The 16,403-nt window shown below is 27.7% G+C and carries 12 protein-coding genes; 2 read left to right on the forward strand and 10 right to left on the reverse strand.

The genetic code is table 11. The annotated features are described in order from the left end of the window. Positions 1-170 precede the first annotated feature (170 nt). Together DIC82_01340 and DIC82_01345 are read right to left on the reverse strand one after the other, a co-directional pair. Positions 171-359, reverse strand: coding sequence for a DUF4250 domain-containing protein (locus DIC82_01340; GenBank protein AWK49817.1), 189 nt, complete (start codon positions 357-359; stop codon positions 171-173). Between the two features lie 88 nt (positions 360-447). After that, positions 448-1,314: a tRNA 2-thiocytidine(32) synthetase TtcA gene (locus tag DIC82_01345; protein ID AWK49818.1), complete on the reverse strand. Its 867-nt coding sequence runs from the start codon at positions 1,312-1,314 to the stop codon at positions 448-450. 529 nt (positions 1,315-1,843) lie between these two features. On the opposite strand from DIC82_01345, the gene DIC82_01350 reads away from it, so the two are divergent. Then, positions 1,844-2,437 (forward strand): ECF transporter S component, encoded by a 594-nt coding sequence (locus DIC82_01350; protein ID AWK49819.1) that lies wholly within the window; start codon positions 1,844-1,846, stop codon positions 2,435-2,437. 454 nt (positions 2,438-2,891) lie between these two features. Here the strand turns inward: DIC82_01350 and clpB are convergent, their stop codons facing one another. Then, entirely contained in the window at positions 2,892-5,498 is a 2,607-nt protein-coding gene (gene clpB / locus DIC82_01355) for an ATP-dependent chaperone ClpB (protein ID AWK49820.1), read from the reverse strand. A gap of 328 nt (positions 5,499-5,826) precedes the next feature. On the opposite strand from clpB, the gene DIC82_01360 reads away from it, so the two are divergent. Then, positions 5,827-6,204 (forward strand): CBS domain-containing protein, encoded by a 378-nt coding sequence (locus DIC82_01360; protein AWK49821.1) that lies wholly within the window; start codon positions 5,827-5,829, stop codon positions 6,202-6,204. A 96-nt stretch (positions 6,205-6,300) separates the two neighbouring features. On the opposite strand, the gene DIC82_01365 is transcribed toward DIC82_01360, so the two are convergent. The 7 genes from DIC82_01365 to DIC82_01395 form a co-directional block, all read right to left on the reverse strand. Further along, positions 6,301-7,566, reverse strand: a complete 1,266-nt coding sequence (locus DIC82_01365; GenBank protein AWK49822.1) for a transcriptional regulator — start codon at positions 7,564-7,566, stop codon at positions 6,301-6,303. A 20-nt stretch (positions 7,567-7,586) separates the two neighbouring features. After that, complete coding sequence (locus tag DIC82_01370) at positions 7,587-8,888, reverse strand: transcriptional regulator (protein AWK49823.1); 1,302 nt, start codon at positions 8,886-8,888, stop codon at positions 7,587-7,589. Between the two features lie 599 nt (positions 8,889-9,487). Further along, positions 9,488-10,441: a ribonuclease HI gene (locus tag DIC82_01375; GenBank protein AWK53006.1), complete on the reverse strand. Its 954-nt coding sequence runs from the start codon at positions 10,439-10,441 to the stop codon at positions 9,488-9,490. A 123-nt stretch (positions 10,442-10,564) separates the two neighbouring features. Next, positions 10,565-11,527, reverse strand: a complete 963-nt coding sequence (locus DIC82_01380; protein ID AWK49824.1) for a hypothetical protein — start codon at positions 11,525-11,527, stop codon at positions 10,565-10,567. A gap of 331 nt (positions 11,528-11,858) precedes the next feature. Then, positions 11,859-12,308: a hypothetical protein gene (locus DIC82_01385; protein ID AWK49825.1), complete on the reverse strand. Its 450-nt coding sequence runs from the start codon at positions 12,306-12,308 to the stop codon at positions 11,859-11,861. Positions 12,309-12,311: 3 nt separating this feature from the next. Then, on the reverse strand, positions 12,312-15,236 hold the full coding sequence (locus DIC82_01390) for a dimethyl sulfoxide reductase (protein ID AWK53007.1): 2,925 nt from the start codon (positions 15,234-15,236) through the stop codon (positions 12,312-12,314). Between the two features lie 335 nt (positions 15,237-15,571). Continuing rightward, entirely contained in the window at positions 15,572-16,402 is an 831-nt protein-coding gene (locus DIC82_01395; GenBank protein ID AWK49826.1) for a methionine ABC transporter substrate-binding protein, read from the reverse strand. Position 16,403: the final 1 nt, after the last annotated feature.

The raw sequence follows: 16,403 nt of genomic DNA on the forward strand, positions 1-16,403 counted from the left end.
CTTCTCATAATCATCTAATTTAGATTATTTTTCTTCATTTTTTTCCTTAGATTTTTTATCAGTTACTAATGATGCTATTAAAGCCACGGTTGCTGCCATAACAGTAATTACTTTGCCAGTATTTTTGAAATTCATACAACACCATCCTCCTAAGCTTTCTCAAATTTTGATTATTTAAATTGATTTTCTGTTTCATTATAATTATAACCAATAGTTTTTAATATACTTACAATATTTTCTTTTGACATTTCTAAATCATAACAAAGAATATCTAATGAATCATATTGGTCTCTTAATTTCATGTTTACCAAGCTTAATAATATATTAGGATCAATAATTTCTTTGGAATTCATTCCCATCTTTTACTCTTCTTTCTATTATTTATACATTTAAGTATAATATAACATATAAATTAAAATTAATAAATACTTTTAATTCATCTTAAAGTCATTCTTCATCATAAAAATCTAAATAAGAATGTTTTTTTTCACCTTTTTGCCATCCTAATATACCATCCATACTAACATTTTCCGCTGATTTAAATATTGACTTTTCTACTCCATCAAAATTTTTCTTTAATTCCTTAATTAAATCCTTTATCTCATATCTCTTATTCCCAATTTTTTCAGCTGCAACCATGCATGCACAATTTAATGGCCATATACCACTATTATTTATAAAGTTCTTTATATAATCCTCTTCAATATAATACATAGGTCGTATTAACTCTAATTTTTCAAAGTTTTTTGATTTAAATTTAGGTAACATTGTTTTGAAATTGCCTGCATATAGTATATTCAACATTGTTGTTTCAATCACATCATTATAATGATGTCCTAGTGCAAGCTTATTACATCCAAATTCCTGTGCCTTTGCATAAAGTGAACCTCTTCTCATTCTTGCACATAAGTAGCAAGGATAATCATTAGCCATCTTATCAACTACTTCAAAAATACCTGACTCATATATATGAATTGGAATATTTAAATGTTCACAGTTTTCTATTAATAGATTCTTTATATCAGGATGATATCCTGGATCCATAGCTAAAAATACTACTTCAAATTTAACTTGACCATGTTTTTGCAATTCTTGAAATAATTTTGCCATAAGTATACTATCTTTTCCACCTGATACGCCAACAGCAATTTTATCTCCTTCTTCAATTAAATTATAAGCTTTAATTGCCTTAATAAATTTCACCCATATTTCTTTTCTATAAGTCTTGATAATACTTCTTTCAATATCTTTTAATGGTTTTTTTTCTCCATCTGGTATAATTCTTGGGCAACCTTTTCCTGCAATTGTACTCATTACTCTAATTCTCCTATCTTAATGATATTTATTACCCACAAGGGGCTCAATGTACCCTCAAAAGGTATATCGTCTAATGTCTAGTGGTTCTAAGGCTGTCATCTCTTAGAATGTCAGTTAATAACCACACGACTCTATATAATTCAACTAAATTCAACTTAAATGCAAAATCCCGTCTTAAAAGTTTTACTTTATATTAATGCTTCAAATAATAATTTCGATTTAATATATCTTTCTTTAAAGAGTTTATAATGAACATCTGAAATTTACAAGTATTTTTATAATTAATATACTTTTTATATATATATTCTCGTGCAATGTTCTCATAAAAATCCAAACTATTCTTCATACTTGTATATTAAAAAATTTATTATTATATATTTTTTAAATAATTTTGTTGAACATTTTTTTAAAAGTGATAAAATACTATTTGTCGGTATTCCTTTGGAAGCTGAACGGAAATTCATATATTATTATAGATTTTTCTGAATTATATCCATTATTAAGGAATAAGAACGGAGGTATTTTTATGGAAAGAAATTATATTAAAACAAGATTTTCAGTAAGACAAATGACAATGGTTGGAATGCTTTCTGCAATTTCAATTTTCTTAGGACTAACTGGTCTTGGATTTATTCCGATTCCACCTGTAAAGGCTACTATAATGCATATTCCTGTTATTATAGGTGCAATTGTTGAAGGTCCTGTTGTAGGAGCCCTAGTTGGATTAGTTTTTGGATTATTTTCAATGTATCAAAATTTTACTGCACCAGGTCCAACATCATTTATTTTTTGGAATCCTATTATAGCATTAGTTCCTAGAATCTTAATTGGAATTGTCGCCTATTATATGTACATGCTAATTAAGAAAAAATTTAAAAATCAGAGTATTAGTATTGCTATAGCATCAATATGTGCTACCTTAATTAATACAATAGGAGTTTTAGGTTTAACTTATCTATTCTATTTAGAAAAATATTCAGCAGTTCTTGGAATAAGTCCAAAAATTGCAGGACTTGCAATTGCAACTATTGGAGTTACAAATGGAATTCCTGAAGCTATAATAAGTGCTGTAATTTCAGTTCCTGTCATAGTTGCAATCTTAAAAATAAAAAAGCAATAGTATACCAATGTCTTGTGATTTTAGATAAATCTATTATCATAAGACATTTTTTTGTACTTTTTCCTCCAAGTAACGTTTTTTACTTATATATTTTATTACATATATTGTATTTTTAGTTTTATACACAATAATACTGCAAAGCAAAAACAAATTGCTTAGCAAATAAAAAAATTATATTACAACGCATAGGAGCAGGTGCATTAAGTAATGATACTGATGGAAAATTAAAATCTGGAATATCTGCAGATGTTGAAATTCCTTTAAAACAGTCTAGATTCACAACTTTAACTTAGCGTTATGTGATACTTATCGAAATAATTAACATGTTTGTTACAGTTTCTAAGGAATTTAGATTGGTGGTTCTAAGAACAAAAGTTGTACCAAAAATACTAGCCTCAAATACAATCTTTGAACTAGCACTTTGGAACAACTTCTGTTCAAGAATCACAACCGTCTAAATTCTTAATGAAACAGTCGTTATATTAATTTCATCATTAGCTCCATTAATTCTAACCTTTGAACCGTAGTTTATATCCCCTTTTATTATCATTCTAGCAAGTTTATTTTCTAAAGTATTTTGAATATATCTCTTTAGTGGTCTTGCTCCATAAACTACATCATATCCTTCTCTTGCCATTATTACCTTAGCATCATCTGTAACTTCAATTTCAATATTCTTATCTTTTAATCTTAATTTTACTTCATTTAAGAATATATCTATAATCTTTTTAATACCAACCTCTGATAATGGTTTAAACATTATAGTATCATCTACTCTGTTCAAAAATTCTGGTTTAAATCTAGATTTTAATACACTCATTACTTTTGATTTAATTTCATCATCTACGTGTTCTTCATTTTTATTTTCTAGCAAATATTCACTTCCAATATTAGAAGTCATTATTATGATTGTATTCTTAAAGTCTACTGTCTTACCTTTATTGTCAGTTAACCTACCATCATCTAATATTTGAAGAAAAATATTAAATACATCTTCATGAGCTTTTTCAATTTCATCAAATAAAATTACACTATATGGTTTTCTTCTTACAGCTTCTGTTAATTGCCCCCCTTCATCATATCCTACATATCCTGGAGGCGCTCCAACTAATCTAGATACTGAATGTTTTTCCATATATTCTGACATATCAATACGAATTATGCTTTCTTCTGAATCAAACATGTTTCTAGCTAATGTCTTAGCAAGTTCAGTTTTACCCACTCCTGTAGGTCCTAAGAATATAAATGATCCTATTGGTCTATTAATATCCTTAAGTCCAGCTCTAGCTCTAAGTATTGAATTTGTTACAGATTCAATTGCTTCTCCTTGCCCTACTACACGCTTAGACATATCATCTTCTAATCTTAAAAGCTTTTCTCTTTCACCTTCAAGTAAATTTGTTACTGGAATTCCTGTCCATTTAGAAAGTACTTGCGATATTTCTGACTCTGTAACTTCTTCTTTTAATAAAGCACCTTCATAATTTTCTTTTACTTCAAGTTCCTTTTGCTTAATTTCTTCTTCTAATGCTGGGATTTTACTATATTGAATCTCTGCCACTTTATTGTAGTCAAAGTTTCTTTGTGCTATTTCTATTTCTCCTCTTGCTTCATCTAAATCACTTTTCAAAGTTTTTATAGCTGTAATGTGTTCTTTTTCTTTTGTATATTTTGCAGTCATTTCATCATTTTTTTCTTTTAATTCCGCAAGTTCTTTTTCAAGATCATCTAACCTATTTTTTGATCCTTCATCTTTTTCTTTAGATAAAGCTTCTTTTTCTATTTCTAATTTAAAAATCTTTCTTCTTATAACATCAAGCTCTGTTGGAAGTGAATCAATTTCTGATCTTATCATAGCACCAGCTTCATCAATTAAGTCAATTGCTTTATCCGGCATATATCTGTCTTGAATATACCTATCAGAAAGTTTTGCAGCAGCTACTATTGCTGAATCATGGATTCTAATTCCATGGTGAATTTCAAATCTTTCCTTTAATCCTCTTAAAATCGCTATCGTGTCATCAACTGTAGGTTCAGCTATGATTACCGGTTGAAATCTTCTTTCTAAGGCTTTATCTTTTTCAATGTATTTTCTATATTCATCAAAAGTTGTTGCACCCATACAGTGAAGTTCCCCTCTAGCTAATAATGGTTTTATCAAATTACCAGCATCCATGGCACCATCAGTTTTACCAGCTCCAACTATAGTATGAATTTCATCTATAAATAATAATATTCTTCCTTCACTATTTTGAACTTCCTTTAAAACTGCCTTTAATCTCTCTTCGAATTCACCTCTATATTTAGCTCCAGCAATTAGTGATCCCATATCTAATGAGAATATAATTTTATCTTTTAATCCCTCTGGAACATCTCCTCTAACTATTCTTTCAGCTAACCCTTCAATAATTGCTGTTTTACCAACACCAGGTTCACCTATTAACACAGGATTATTCTTTGTTCTTCTAGAAAGAATTCTTATTGTCCTTCTTATTTCTTCATCTCTTCCTATAACTGGATCAAGCTTATGTTTTTTTGCAAGATCAACTAAATTAGTTCCATATTTAGCTAAAGCATCATATGTTCCTTCTGGATCTTGGGTTTCAACTCTTTGACTTCCTCTAACCTCTGAAAGAACTTTCAAAAAATTATCTTTATTCACATTATATTGTTTTAATATCTTAGAAACTTGACCATTTTTATCCACTTCCATAATAGCTAGCATTAAATGTTCAACACTAACATATGAATCTTCAAATTGCTTTGATATTTCTTCAGCTTTAATTAATACTTCTTCTATTTTTCTAGTAATATATACATTACCAACACTTTCACCTAAAACCTTTGGCATTGAATCTAATTCTTTATTTATTGAATCTTTTATGCTCTTTATTTGCACTCCCATTTTCGTAAAAATGTTTGGTACTAATCCATCATCTTGTTCTACAAGCGCAGAAAAAAGATGTATTAAATCAATTTGTTGGTGATTAAATTTAACTGCTGTGACATTTGCATCGTTTAGTGCTTGTTGTACTCTTAATGTCATTTTATCAATATTCATACTTGTTCCTCCTCAAATTTATATTTAGTTTTTACTATACATTTTGTTCAAGTAATATTTTTTTAAACTATAACCTAAATAATTCCTTCTTTACTTATATAATAATATATAGGTCAAAGAAAGTCAAAGTTTATTTCGATTTTTTATAAAATTTTAACACTATATAGACATGATTTCATAAACCTTTTAACATATATATTTATATTTATATTTATATTTATTTAAAAATTAGTTGTTTTGTAGTAAAATATTAGTATAATTCCCTATTGGTATATTTATTTTATAGTTATTTACATTTAGAATATTATTTTTTGAAAGAGGTGATATTATGAAAATAAATTCTATTGTTAAACAAAATTTTCATTCTGTTAATGTAACCGATACAATAGATAAAGTTCTAGACTTAATGGATAAACTTAATATTAATGGTATGCCTGTAGTAAATGATAAAGACAATTTAGTTGGAATGGTCGTCAAAGCTGATATTTATAGATTTATGATACATCCTGGTCATTATGTTAGTTGCCCAATTGAATGGGTTATGACTAAATCCGTAATACTTGCACAAGCTGATGAAGACTTATTGACCGTAGCTAAACGTTTAAGAAAAAATGATATCATCGCCATGCCTGTAGTTGAAAATGAGAAAATTATAGGTATGATTAGTATTGAAGATTTATTAGACTATTTTATTAATATAAATTAGAAAAATTTAAGCCTGTGAAATAAAAAAGAGAAAGCCATTTGTTTTCAAAACAAATGGCTTTCTCTTTTTATCTGTCATTCTTTAGATTTTTAGTCACTATATTTTCTTATCTACTGCTAACGCTAAATTAAAATATTTTAATGACTCCGTAGTATCTTCAAGGGCATAATAAAGCTTGCCCATGTCTATATATCTGTTTTTTCTTTCATCTCTTGTACCAAATTTAAATAATGAATCTAGAGATAAATTCATATATTTTTCTGCTTCAATATACTTGTCCATTTTTTGAAGAATTATTCCCTTTAAATAATATGATTTTTCGATTAGCTTTATATTATCTGTAATAATTGCCATATTTAATGCTTCTTCAGTAATTTTATAAGCTATCTCATATTCTATATTTTCAATTAATATTTTAGTACAATAATTTAAGAATTCTACATTTTTTTCTACATTGTCTCGTGGAAATATTTTAATTCCTTTTTCTATTTCTGCAATTGCCTTTTCCTGTTCTCCTACTTCGAAATAATATTTCCCGTAGTTTCCATGTGATAATGCTAATGAAATTGGATTATATTTTTGATATTCAAATGCTTTCTTTTTATATTCATCTGCACAATCTTTCTTCAACTTAATACATACAGTAGTATAAATATGATATATTTTACCTTTACTTTCATCTGTTTTAAGTTTATCAACATATCCTATAATGTCTGCTAAAATGCTATATGCTTCTTCTGTTTTTCTTATATTTTGATAACATAATGCTTCATTATATCCTATTAAGCAATATTCTGCATTATCAAATCCATCTTTTTTTTGTTGAAGCATTTCTCTAAGCTTACTATAATAAGATATTGCTTCTATATATTCTCCATTTTGAGAAAGATATCTTGCCATATCCTTAAAGTATATAACTGTGTTTTCTTCAGTATTATTTCTTTGAAATAAATCATAGTATTGAGACACTATCAATTGAATATTCTCTGCCTTATTTTGTTCTACATAATAAGAAAATAGTATATGTATTAATTTAAATGCTAAATCATAATATTTATATTTGAGTGCATAACTTAAATTATCTTTTAACTTATTTTCTGAATCATTATCACATGAAATATTCTTTTTTATCATCTTTAAATTATTTAATATTTGTTCATAAACATCTTCTATTAAGTAATTCAAATCAATTTCAATTTTTTTTGATATATATTTAAGTAGTTCATTATCTGCCTTAATCTTGCCATTTTCTATGCAACTCATTTTAGCAATTGAAATTTTATTTTCACATAATTGCTTTAATGTAATCCCTTTGAATATTCTAGCTCTTTTTATTTTTTCACCAGTAGACAGTATTTCCAAATATATCACCCATTTACTTCTTAATTTTTTAATTTTTCTGCCTCATTAAATAATTGTATTCCTTGGTTTAAATAGTACGCTGCTTCTTCTTCTTCCTTTTTATCTATAAAATATTTTCCAACTCTTATAGCTAATTCGCCTGCTTTAGATAATCTTCCACTATTTTTTGCTAACATATATGTGTCAACCAATACATTCTCTGCTTGTTCCAATTTTTCATCAATATTAAATACATTGTATTTTATTAATTTGCATTCAATTTTTCTGTCAATATCATTTTCTTCAATACTATTTTCAATATTTTTCAATATTCTACTACACTCTTCAGTATTTTTTGATTTCAAATAATTTTTACAAATATCTATTAATATATCATTTATATAACCCACATGATTTTGAGCACTAACATTTTTTGATATTTCATAATGCTTAAGTGATTCTTCTAGATTACCAAATTCATAGAATAGTTTTCCTAGATTATGTTCTATATTAACTATACTCTTATTGTATTGAATTTTTTTATAAACTTCCAATGTTTTCTTCGAATACTTTATAGCATTTGATAAATCACCTTTTTTATTGAAATCCTCTGCTAAACAGAATAAATTTTTTGCATAATCCTCATCATTATATATTTGTTCAAATCTTTTCTTTGCTAAATATGAATATTCCAATGCTGAATCTAATTCTTCTATATTATAATATGTTCTAGCCATATTATAATGTATCTCACCCATTAAAAAATCATCTACAAAATTATTATCTAAGTATACTTTTTCAGCTTGTTTCAGATAACTGCTAGCCGAATGATATGCTTTTAGCTCTAAAGCAATACTCGCTAAATGTAAAAAAGTTTTTATTATTTTTTCATAATTATTATTTTTTATAAAAATAACATTTGCTGATAAAAAAATCTTTTGTGCCATAGGAAAATCTTTCTTATACATATATGCTTTTGCTGTTATAAAATATATTATTGCCTTTCTATATTCTAAGTTATATTTTTCACAATAATATAAAGCATTATCAATATATCTTTGTCCTTTTTCATAGTCTCCTTGCAATATGCAGGATTCCCCTACTTGTTCATAATAAAGACTAATTTTTTCAGCTTGGCTTTCTTCTGATTCCATCAAATATTCTACAGTTGTATTTAATGCATCAGCTAAATATTCTAATAAATCAACTGATGGGTTTGAGCGACCTGATTCAACCAAGCTTATTTGTCCTGGAGTTATTCTGTCTTTAGCTAAATCTTTTAACGTCATATTTAATTGTTTTCTTTTTCTTTTAATTTTTTCTCCTAATGATAGAATTTCCATTTCTTCAATCCTTCTCTATTCAACAAATTATTTAATTAGTTTAATATAATTTCTATTAATTATACCATAAATTCATAAAAAACTGCATAAAAATATAAATGCAGCCCATTTTTTATATAATTTAATCTTATTATCCATTTTTCTATCTAAACTTATAAATGTAATATCCTTTAATATTAATTTATAACGAAAATAAAAAGGTGAAAAACTAATTTTTCACCTTTTTATTTTAAATTAAAGTTTAAATTTTATCTTGTAAATATTTTTTTGGGATAGGGCTTATCTCATCCAATCATGTATCCCACTATAAGTACATTCAGCCATATTTCTCATTTTTCTTCCTGCTCTTTTCATTGTTTTTTGAGTGCTTCTGTCATACATTGGCATCATAGCCATTTCAACAGCTACTCCAATTAAAATTCCTGCCATCATTCCCTTTGAAAATCTTTGCATAATTAACACCTCTTTAACATTAATTTATTTTCTATATGTAGGTTGTGTATTAATTAAAAATTTATCCAAGTTAATTTTTTCTACATTTATTATCTATTTCAAACTCAGGAACCTAAAAGAAAATCTATAATGAATAGCTAGCATAGTTATTCATTATGGCTTAGCAAATATAAAATAAAGTTTTCTTTTTCCTTACTTAATAATTTAGAAATCACCTTTTTACCTTCTTTAAAATTATTTTTATATAAACTTACAATTTCCTCAAATCTAAGTTCATCGATAATTTCATCCTTCTTATTTTTAATTTTATCAAGTTCTATACTCCCATGAACTACTTTGTTCTCACCACTTAGTATTATATTCTCAGCAGAATTAGGAGCTATACTTAAAATTTCATTTTTTACTTCATTATTAGAAACTTCTATGGTGTTTTTAACAAGCCATTTTTGAACCACTTTATCAGAATTTATTCCTAAACATTCTTTGCATTTTTCGTCCACAAGTTCGTTAAATAAATCCCCAGTATGACTATCTACTTTAACAAATATAACTTCAATTCCAGAATTCATTAATTTTTGCATCTTATTATAATATTCCATAGATGATTCTTCTTTTCTATCCCAAGCACCAGTTGCATGATGAGCTATTCCTTCATAATCATGAAATAAAACTATCTTTGTCTGATTTTGTTTTAAAGCATATTCAACCGCTCTAATAGCTCCTTTAAGCTCTCCTGCTATTTGTCTTATATTCTTTTCAGATGTATCCTTTGCAGCCTTGCTTTCTATGTATTCTACAACGTTATTATTAACGCAAACTATTCCATAAGAATATCTTTCATCACAAGAATTATAACTACCATCAACATAAGCATGAAGGCAATCCTTAGGATAATTTTCATCGCTCTTTTTAAGCATCCTATTACCTTCATTTAAATATGATTTTGCATCATCAATGCTTTCAAAGCTCTTATATTTAGCGCCTTTTATCCCTTTAACATATAATAAACATTCTGTCCATGTATTAACTATAATATTTTCTATTTTCTTATTATTCTTAACATCAAATCCACATTGTATTGCATAAACTTTCTTTGCCATAAATTTATTCCTTCCTTTTTCAAATGACTTATGCATGTAAAAGAAACTTCTGAGTCAATTATATTATCATACTGATTTGTTATTTTTTTGAGTATGTCTTCTAAATATTGTATACAAACTCTTTTACAATGTAGATAATTCTTGTACTACTTCACATAATTTATCCACATTTCTAGCTCCTGTAAAATCAATTAAATATTCAAATCCATTTTTCAATACTAAAAGTAAATCATTTTTACCTTGCCAATTTTCTACTATTATAGATAATGGTACATCTTTAATAACCTTGTTTAAAGCAAAGAATCCAACTCCAATATCATCAATTACACCTATAAATGGTATATTATTAGGTATTATATCTGTAGGTATTGCTATATATGCAATAGCTGCTGACATTATTAACTTAGTTTTCATCGGTACTCTTTTATCCTTAAGCAATCTATAAATTAGTGAAACTATATCTGGTAATATAAATATATATTCTTTATATTCTTTTGCAACTTCTGGCAGTTTCTCCCCTAATATCTTTCTTCCCCTAGAATAATTATCATCAACTTTACTTATAGATTCTAATGTAACTATATCAGCTTCTTTTTCTTCATTAACCTCTTCAGCTTCAACCTTCTTAATTAATTGTCCGGCTATAGAAATATTAATATCACTAGCTTCAATCCATACCTCTGATCTTTTCATAAAAATTTCATTAATTTTCAAATCAATATAAGGTACATCATTCAATAATGTATTTATATCAATTATTACTTTATCCTTTTCACTATCTATTCCATATTGTTTAAATATCTTTGCTAACTTTTTTAATGCAAAACTTCTTATAATTCTAAACATTCCAAGATTTAAAATTTTAACTTTAATTATTTTAGCAACAATTTTGTTATGAACACATTGTATCAATTCAACTTTTACAAAAAAATCTATCTTAATTCCTTTTTCAAAACTTCCTTCTAATATTATTCCATCATCAATAAATACACTTTTTACAGTCAAACCTTGAATTTTAACAAACTCATTAATAATACTTAATATGTCCGGCCCAAGTAACTTAACCTTAACCTCTGATATGTTCATAATTAATTCCCCTTATAGAGTATATTTCTACTTTTAATTAAACTTCTCTCATATTCATTTGCTCTTAATACTACGTATATAATAAAATAGCAAGTCAAAGATTCAATAGTATATTTTGCGTCAGAGAACAGGAAAGGATGTTATTTCATAGTAGGCTTTTATGTGAGTATGACACGAAATATATTACCATACTGACTTGTTATTTTTTAACATTCCTAATTTTAATAATATAAATATAGAACTTATATTTTCACTTAAAAGTATACAATAATTCAAAGAATTATTAAAGATATGCTTTCCCTTTAGACTAAACTTCTTTATCAAGGTAATATTATGAATCAAAACTTTCTATATGTATTAAATGCAATGGACATGCATCTACGCATATAGGATTTTTACCTTGTTTAAGTAATTCAATGCACATATCACATTTTATAGCTTTTCTTGTTTTTTGTTGTAATTCTATGGATTTATAAGGACAAGAACCTACACATACACCGCATCCAACACACTTTTCTTCATTTATAGTAACTATTCCATCTTCTTTTCTTTTTATTATTGCACCTACTAGACATTTTTCTACACACATTGGCTTATTACAATGGTTACAGGTTGTACTTATATAACTTACTTTTAAATTTTGATTATCATCTATAATTTCTTTACCAATTACTTTTCTTAAATTTATTCCTACTTGTAAAGAATGTTTATCCTTGCAGGCTTGTTGACATGTTTTACAACCAGTACAGTATTCATTTTCTTGTATAAATTTCGATTGCACTTTCTAGCCTTCTTTCTCCACCAATTTTACCTCTACTAAATTACTATGTTGAGGGTTTCCCTTTGCAAGAGGTGTTGGTCTTGAACTAGTAATAGTATTAATACTTCCTCTAATATCAATTCCATTTTTATTAGGTTTATACCAAGCTCCTTGCGCTACTGCAACTACTCCTTTTACAATACGTTGTGTTACATGAGCTGGAATTTGTATTATTCCTCTATCGTTCCAAATTTCAACTAAATCACCATCTTTTATATTTCGTAATTTTGCATCAATCGGATTAATCCACATTTTATGAGGTTCTATCTCCTCCATCCACTCATTATTATCATGAGTGGAGTGACATCTTCGTTTTGTATGCCATCCTATCATTTGAAGTGGAAACAGTTCTCTCTTAGGATCACTTACCCCTTCAAAAACACCTATATATTTAGGAATTGCAGGTATTTCTTTAGGATTTTTTATATCATATAATTTTTTAGAAAAAATTTCTATTTTACCTGATGACGTTGGAAATGGATTATTATCAAAGTCTTCTATTTGCTCTTTAAATGCAATATAACTTTCTCTTGGCTTATATTTATAAACTCCTCTTTTAGTAAACTCCTCAAATGTTGGTAGTTCTGGTTCTTCCTTTTTAGTTTCTTCATATATTGCTTTCATCCATTCTTCTACAGTTTCATGTCCATCAGTGAATTTTTCTTTAAGCCCCATTTTTTCTGCAACTTCTTTTAACCAATCATATTCAAATCTTCCTTCAAAGAGTGGTTCTATTGCTTGATTATTATACATTATATAATCACCTTGAGACCAAGGAGTTGTAATATTCACACCTTCAAACATTGATGTTCCTGGAAGTAGAATATCTGCAAATTTAGCACTTGGTGTCATAAATAAATCTGAACAAACAATAAATTCACATTTAGAAGTATCCTTTAAAATTTCTATTGTTCTATTAATATTAGAATGTTGATTAATAAGCGTATTTCCAGCTAAATTTATTATCATCTTTATATCGCTTTTTAGTTTATCAACACCTTGAACACCATCGTTTTTTGAAGTCATCTCTGTTCCTCTTATAATAGCATCTGTCCATAAAAAAGTTGGTATTTTGCCTTTATATGGATTGTCAAGAACATCGAGTTCTGGTTCTTCATGTTGTTTCACATAGTTGGCTCCAGCAGCACTTCCACCTTTAATACCAACATTTCCTGTTAAACACGCTAACATAGTGGAACTTCTTATGGTTTGTTCTCCATTGGAATTTCTTTGTGCCCCATATCCTTGAACAATCGCAGCCGGCTTAGCTGTAGCATATTCACGAGCTAAATTATAAATCATCTTCTTATCTACACCTGTAATTTTCTCAGCCCATTCTGGAGTTTTGGGAATTTTATCTTTTTCTCCGAATACATATGAATAATAGCTTTCTTCTTTATCAAAGCCCTCTGGCATGTGCTCTTTGTCAAATCCTAAGCAGTATTTATCCATAAACTCTTGATTTTGTAGGCCTTCTGATAAAATCACATATGCCATAGCATCCATAAGTGCACTATCTGTAGTTGGTTTAAGTCCTATCCATGTATCCCCAAATCCAGCTGCAGTATCACTATAACGAGGATCAACTACTATAATTTTTGCACCAGCTTCTTTTGCCTTTTTTAAATAATAACCCATTAGCGGATCAAAGATTGTTTCAGCCGGATTATGTCCCCAAAGTATAATTAATTTAGAATTCACTAAATCCTTTGTACTATTTCCAGCATAAATTGTTCCATAAGTATATGGAGTTGTATACTTAATGCATGCAGTACTATAGTCATTATAATAGCCTAAATATCCTCCATCTAATGCTAATAATCTTCTTGATAATCTATCGCCTCTGAGAACTGCACTGACTCCTGTTGAGTAATTAATATATCTAGATTCAGGTCCATATTCTCTTTTTATTCTTTGAAATTCTGATGCTATTGTATCTACTGCTTCTTCCCATGAAATTCTTTTAAATATACCTTCGCCTCTTTCTCCAATTCTCTTCATAGGATACCTCAAGCGATCTGGACTTAGAAAAGTTTTACGATACCCTCTCCCCCTAACACAGGCACGAATTTGGGGTCCTCTATCAGTTTCTTCCTCTGTATCAGTTGTTAATTTAATTATATTTCCACCCTTTACATGAGCTTTTATTATACAACGGCCACCACAATTATTACGTCCAGAAGTAGAAACTATTTGCATTTTTTCTTCATATTTTCTTTCATATTCATCTAGTTCATACAATCCTATTGGTTTTTTATTTTCCACACCGCTTTCCATATGTATAGGATCATCATCACGTTCGAACTGTTCTATATCTTTCATTTCCCATAATGAATTTATTTCTTTTTCAACATACTCTAATAAAAATTGTGCCATACTTTTGTAAAAATCATGACTTGCTTTTTCTCTTAGTCTTTCGCAAAATAATGGTAAAAACGTTAAAACATGTTTATTAAAAAATTCTAATTGTCCTTCTATGTGATTCTTAAATTCATCAATATTATTTTGCTTTAAAGTTTTTAACATAGATTTGTTAATCCAAGCTAAAAAACTAAGTTCTAACCCAATATGGTCACAAGGTTGTTTTATGTCTTTTGTTACTCCAATTCCCCATGCTTTATAATACTGTTGAACTTTAAAAGTATTTTCATCTAATAAAATATTTTCGCTTCCTTTGTATGCAGATTCCCATAACGGAAGATTAAATCCTCTGGTCCCTTCAAATAAAGCAGAATATTCTTCTTGCAACTCAATCCATTCTTCACTTTTATAGCCCTTTATTTTTTCCAATTCTCCAATAAATATCTGTACTTCTTTTGTTTGAATTTCTTTAAATTCTTGGATTATCTTATCTTCTAAAAGACTTTCCAAAGCTTCTTTTGATGGCATTTTTAATAAATTTATTGAAAAATAATTATAAACCCATATTTTTAAATGAATTTTATTTTCTATTTCTCTTATTCTCATCCTTTATATTTCCTTTCATAAATCTTTTATCTAATATAACTTGAATAGATTATTTTGAAAATAATATTAATTATACTTGAATATTCTTTACTGTCATATAATATAACTATTATCTTACTCTCTTTAGGTAATATAAATACTAATTAGATTAGATTTTATTAGATGTTTTAATGTCTTAAAAATTTCAAATTTTTCACTACATTAAAAAGAGGATAAGCATTTTGCTCATCCTCATATTTACTTCTATATCAATCCTATTAAAATACTGGAATTACTGATCCACTATATTCTTTTTCTATGAATGCTTTAACTTCTGGTGAAGTCAATGCTTTTACTAAAGCTTCAGTCTTTGCTTGTTTTTCATTACCTTCTTTTACAACAACTATGTTTGCATAAGGTTTAGCAGCTTCTGAGTTTTTATCTTCAATTGCAAGTGCATCTTTTGTTGGATCAAATTTAGCTTCTATTGCATAGTTACCATTTATTACAGCTGCATCAACATCATCTATTGCTCTTGGAACCGCTGCTGCTTCTAATTCAGTAAACTGTAAGTTCTTTTTATTTTCTGTTATATCCTTTGGTGTAACTAATTCACCATCTTTAACTTTAATTATTCCCTTACCTGCTAATAGTTTTAATGCTCTAGCTTCATTTGTTGCATCGTTAGGAATCGCAATTGTAGTACCATCTTTAAGTTCATCTAAACTCTTGATTTTATTGGAAAATAATCCCATTGGTTCTAAGTGAATAGCTCCTACTGAAACTAGTTTAAATCCTTTTGATTCATTTTGATCCTTTAAATAAGGCGCATGTTGAAAAAAGTTTGCATCTAATGACCCTTCTGATACTGCAGTATTTGGTTGAACATAATCATTAAATTCAGTTATTTCTACTGTATATCCTTCTTTTTCAAGTAAAGGCTTAGCTATTTCTACTATTTCTTTATGTGGTTTTGGTGTTACTCCAATCTTTATTATCTTATCATTTTTAGAATCTGTACTTCCTGTATTAGTTGAACCCCCACAACCTGCTAATCCTACTGCCAATACTCCTGCTAAAACTACTGATAAAATTGATTTCTTTTTCATT

The organism is Clostridium beijerinckii, from assembly GCA_003129525.1.
GTDB lineage: Bacteria > Bacillota > Clostridia > Clostridiales > Clostridiaceae > Clostridium > Clostridium beijerinckii_D.

Excerpts from the sequence above, each read along its gene's own strand:
- DIC82_01340 (AWK49817.1), bottom strand. The coding sequence starts at position 359 with ATGGGAATGAATTCCAAAGAAATTATTGATCCTAATATATTATTAAGC.
- DIC82_01345 (AWK49818.1), bottom strand. The coding sequence starts at position 1,314 with ATGAGTACAATTGCAGGAAAAGGTTGCCCAAGAATTATACCAGATGGA.
- DIC82_01350 (AWK49819.1), top strand. The coding sequence starts at position 1,844 with ATGGAAAGAAATTATATTAAAACAAGATTTTCAGTAAGACAAATGACA.
- clpB (AWK49820.1), bottom strand. The coding sequence starts at position 5,498 with ATGAATATTGATAAAATGACATTAAGAGTACAACAAGCACTAAACGAT.
- DIC82_01360 (AWK49821.1), top strand. The coding sequence starts at position 5,827 with ATGAAAATAAATTCTATTGTTAAACAAAATTTTCATTCTGTTAATGTA.
- DIC82_01370 (AWK49823.1), bottom strand. The coding sequence starts at position 8,888 with ATGGAAATTCTATCATTAGGAGAAAAAATTAAAAGAAAAAGAAAACAA.
- DIC82_01375 (AWK53006.1), bottom strand. The coding sequence starts at position 10,441 with ATGGCAAAGAAAGTTTATGCAATACAATGTGGATTTGATGTTAAGAAT.
- DIC82_01380 (AWK49824.1), bottom strand. The coding sequence starts at position 11,527 with ATGAACATATCAGAGGTTAAGGTTAAGTTACTTGGGCCGGACATATTA.
- DIC82_01390 (AWK53007.1), bottom strand. The coding sequence starts at position 15,236 with ATGCCATCAAAAGAAGCTTTGGAAAGTCTTTTAGAAGATAAGATAATC.
- DIC82_01395 (AWK49826.1), bottom strand. The coding sequence starts at position 16,402 with ATGAAAAAGAAATCAATTTTATCAGTAGTTTTAGCAGGAGTATTGGCA.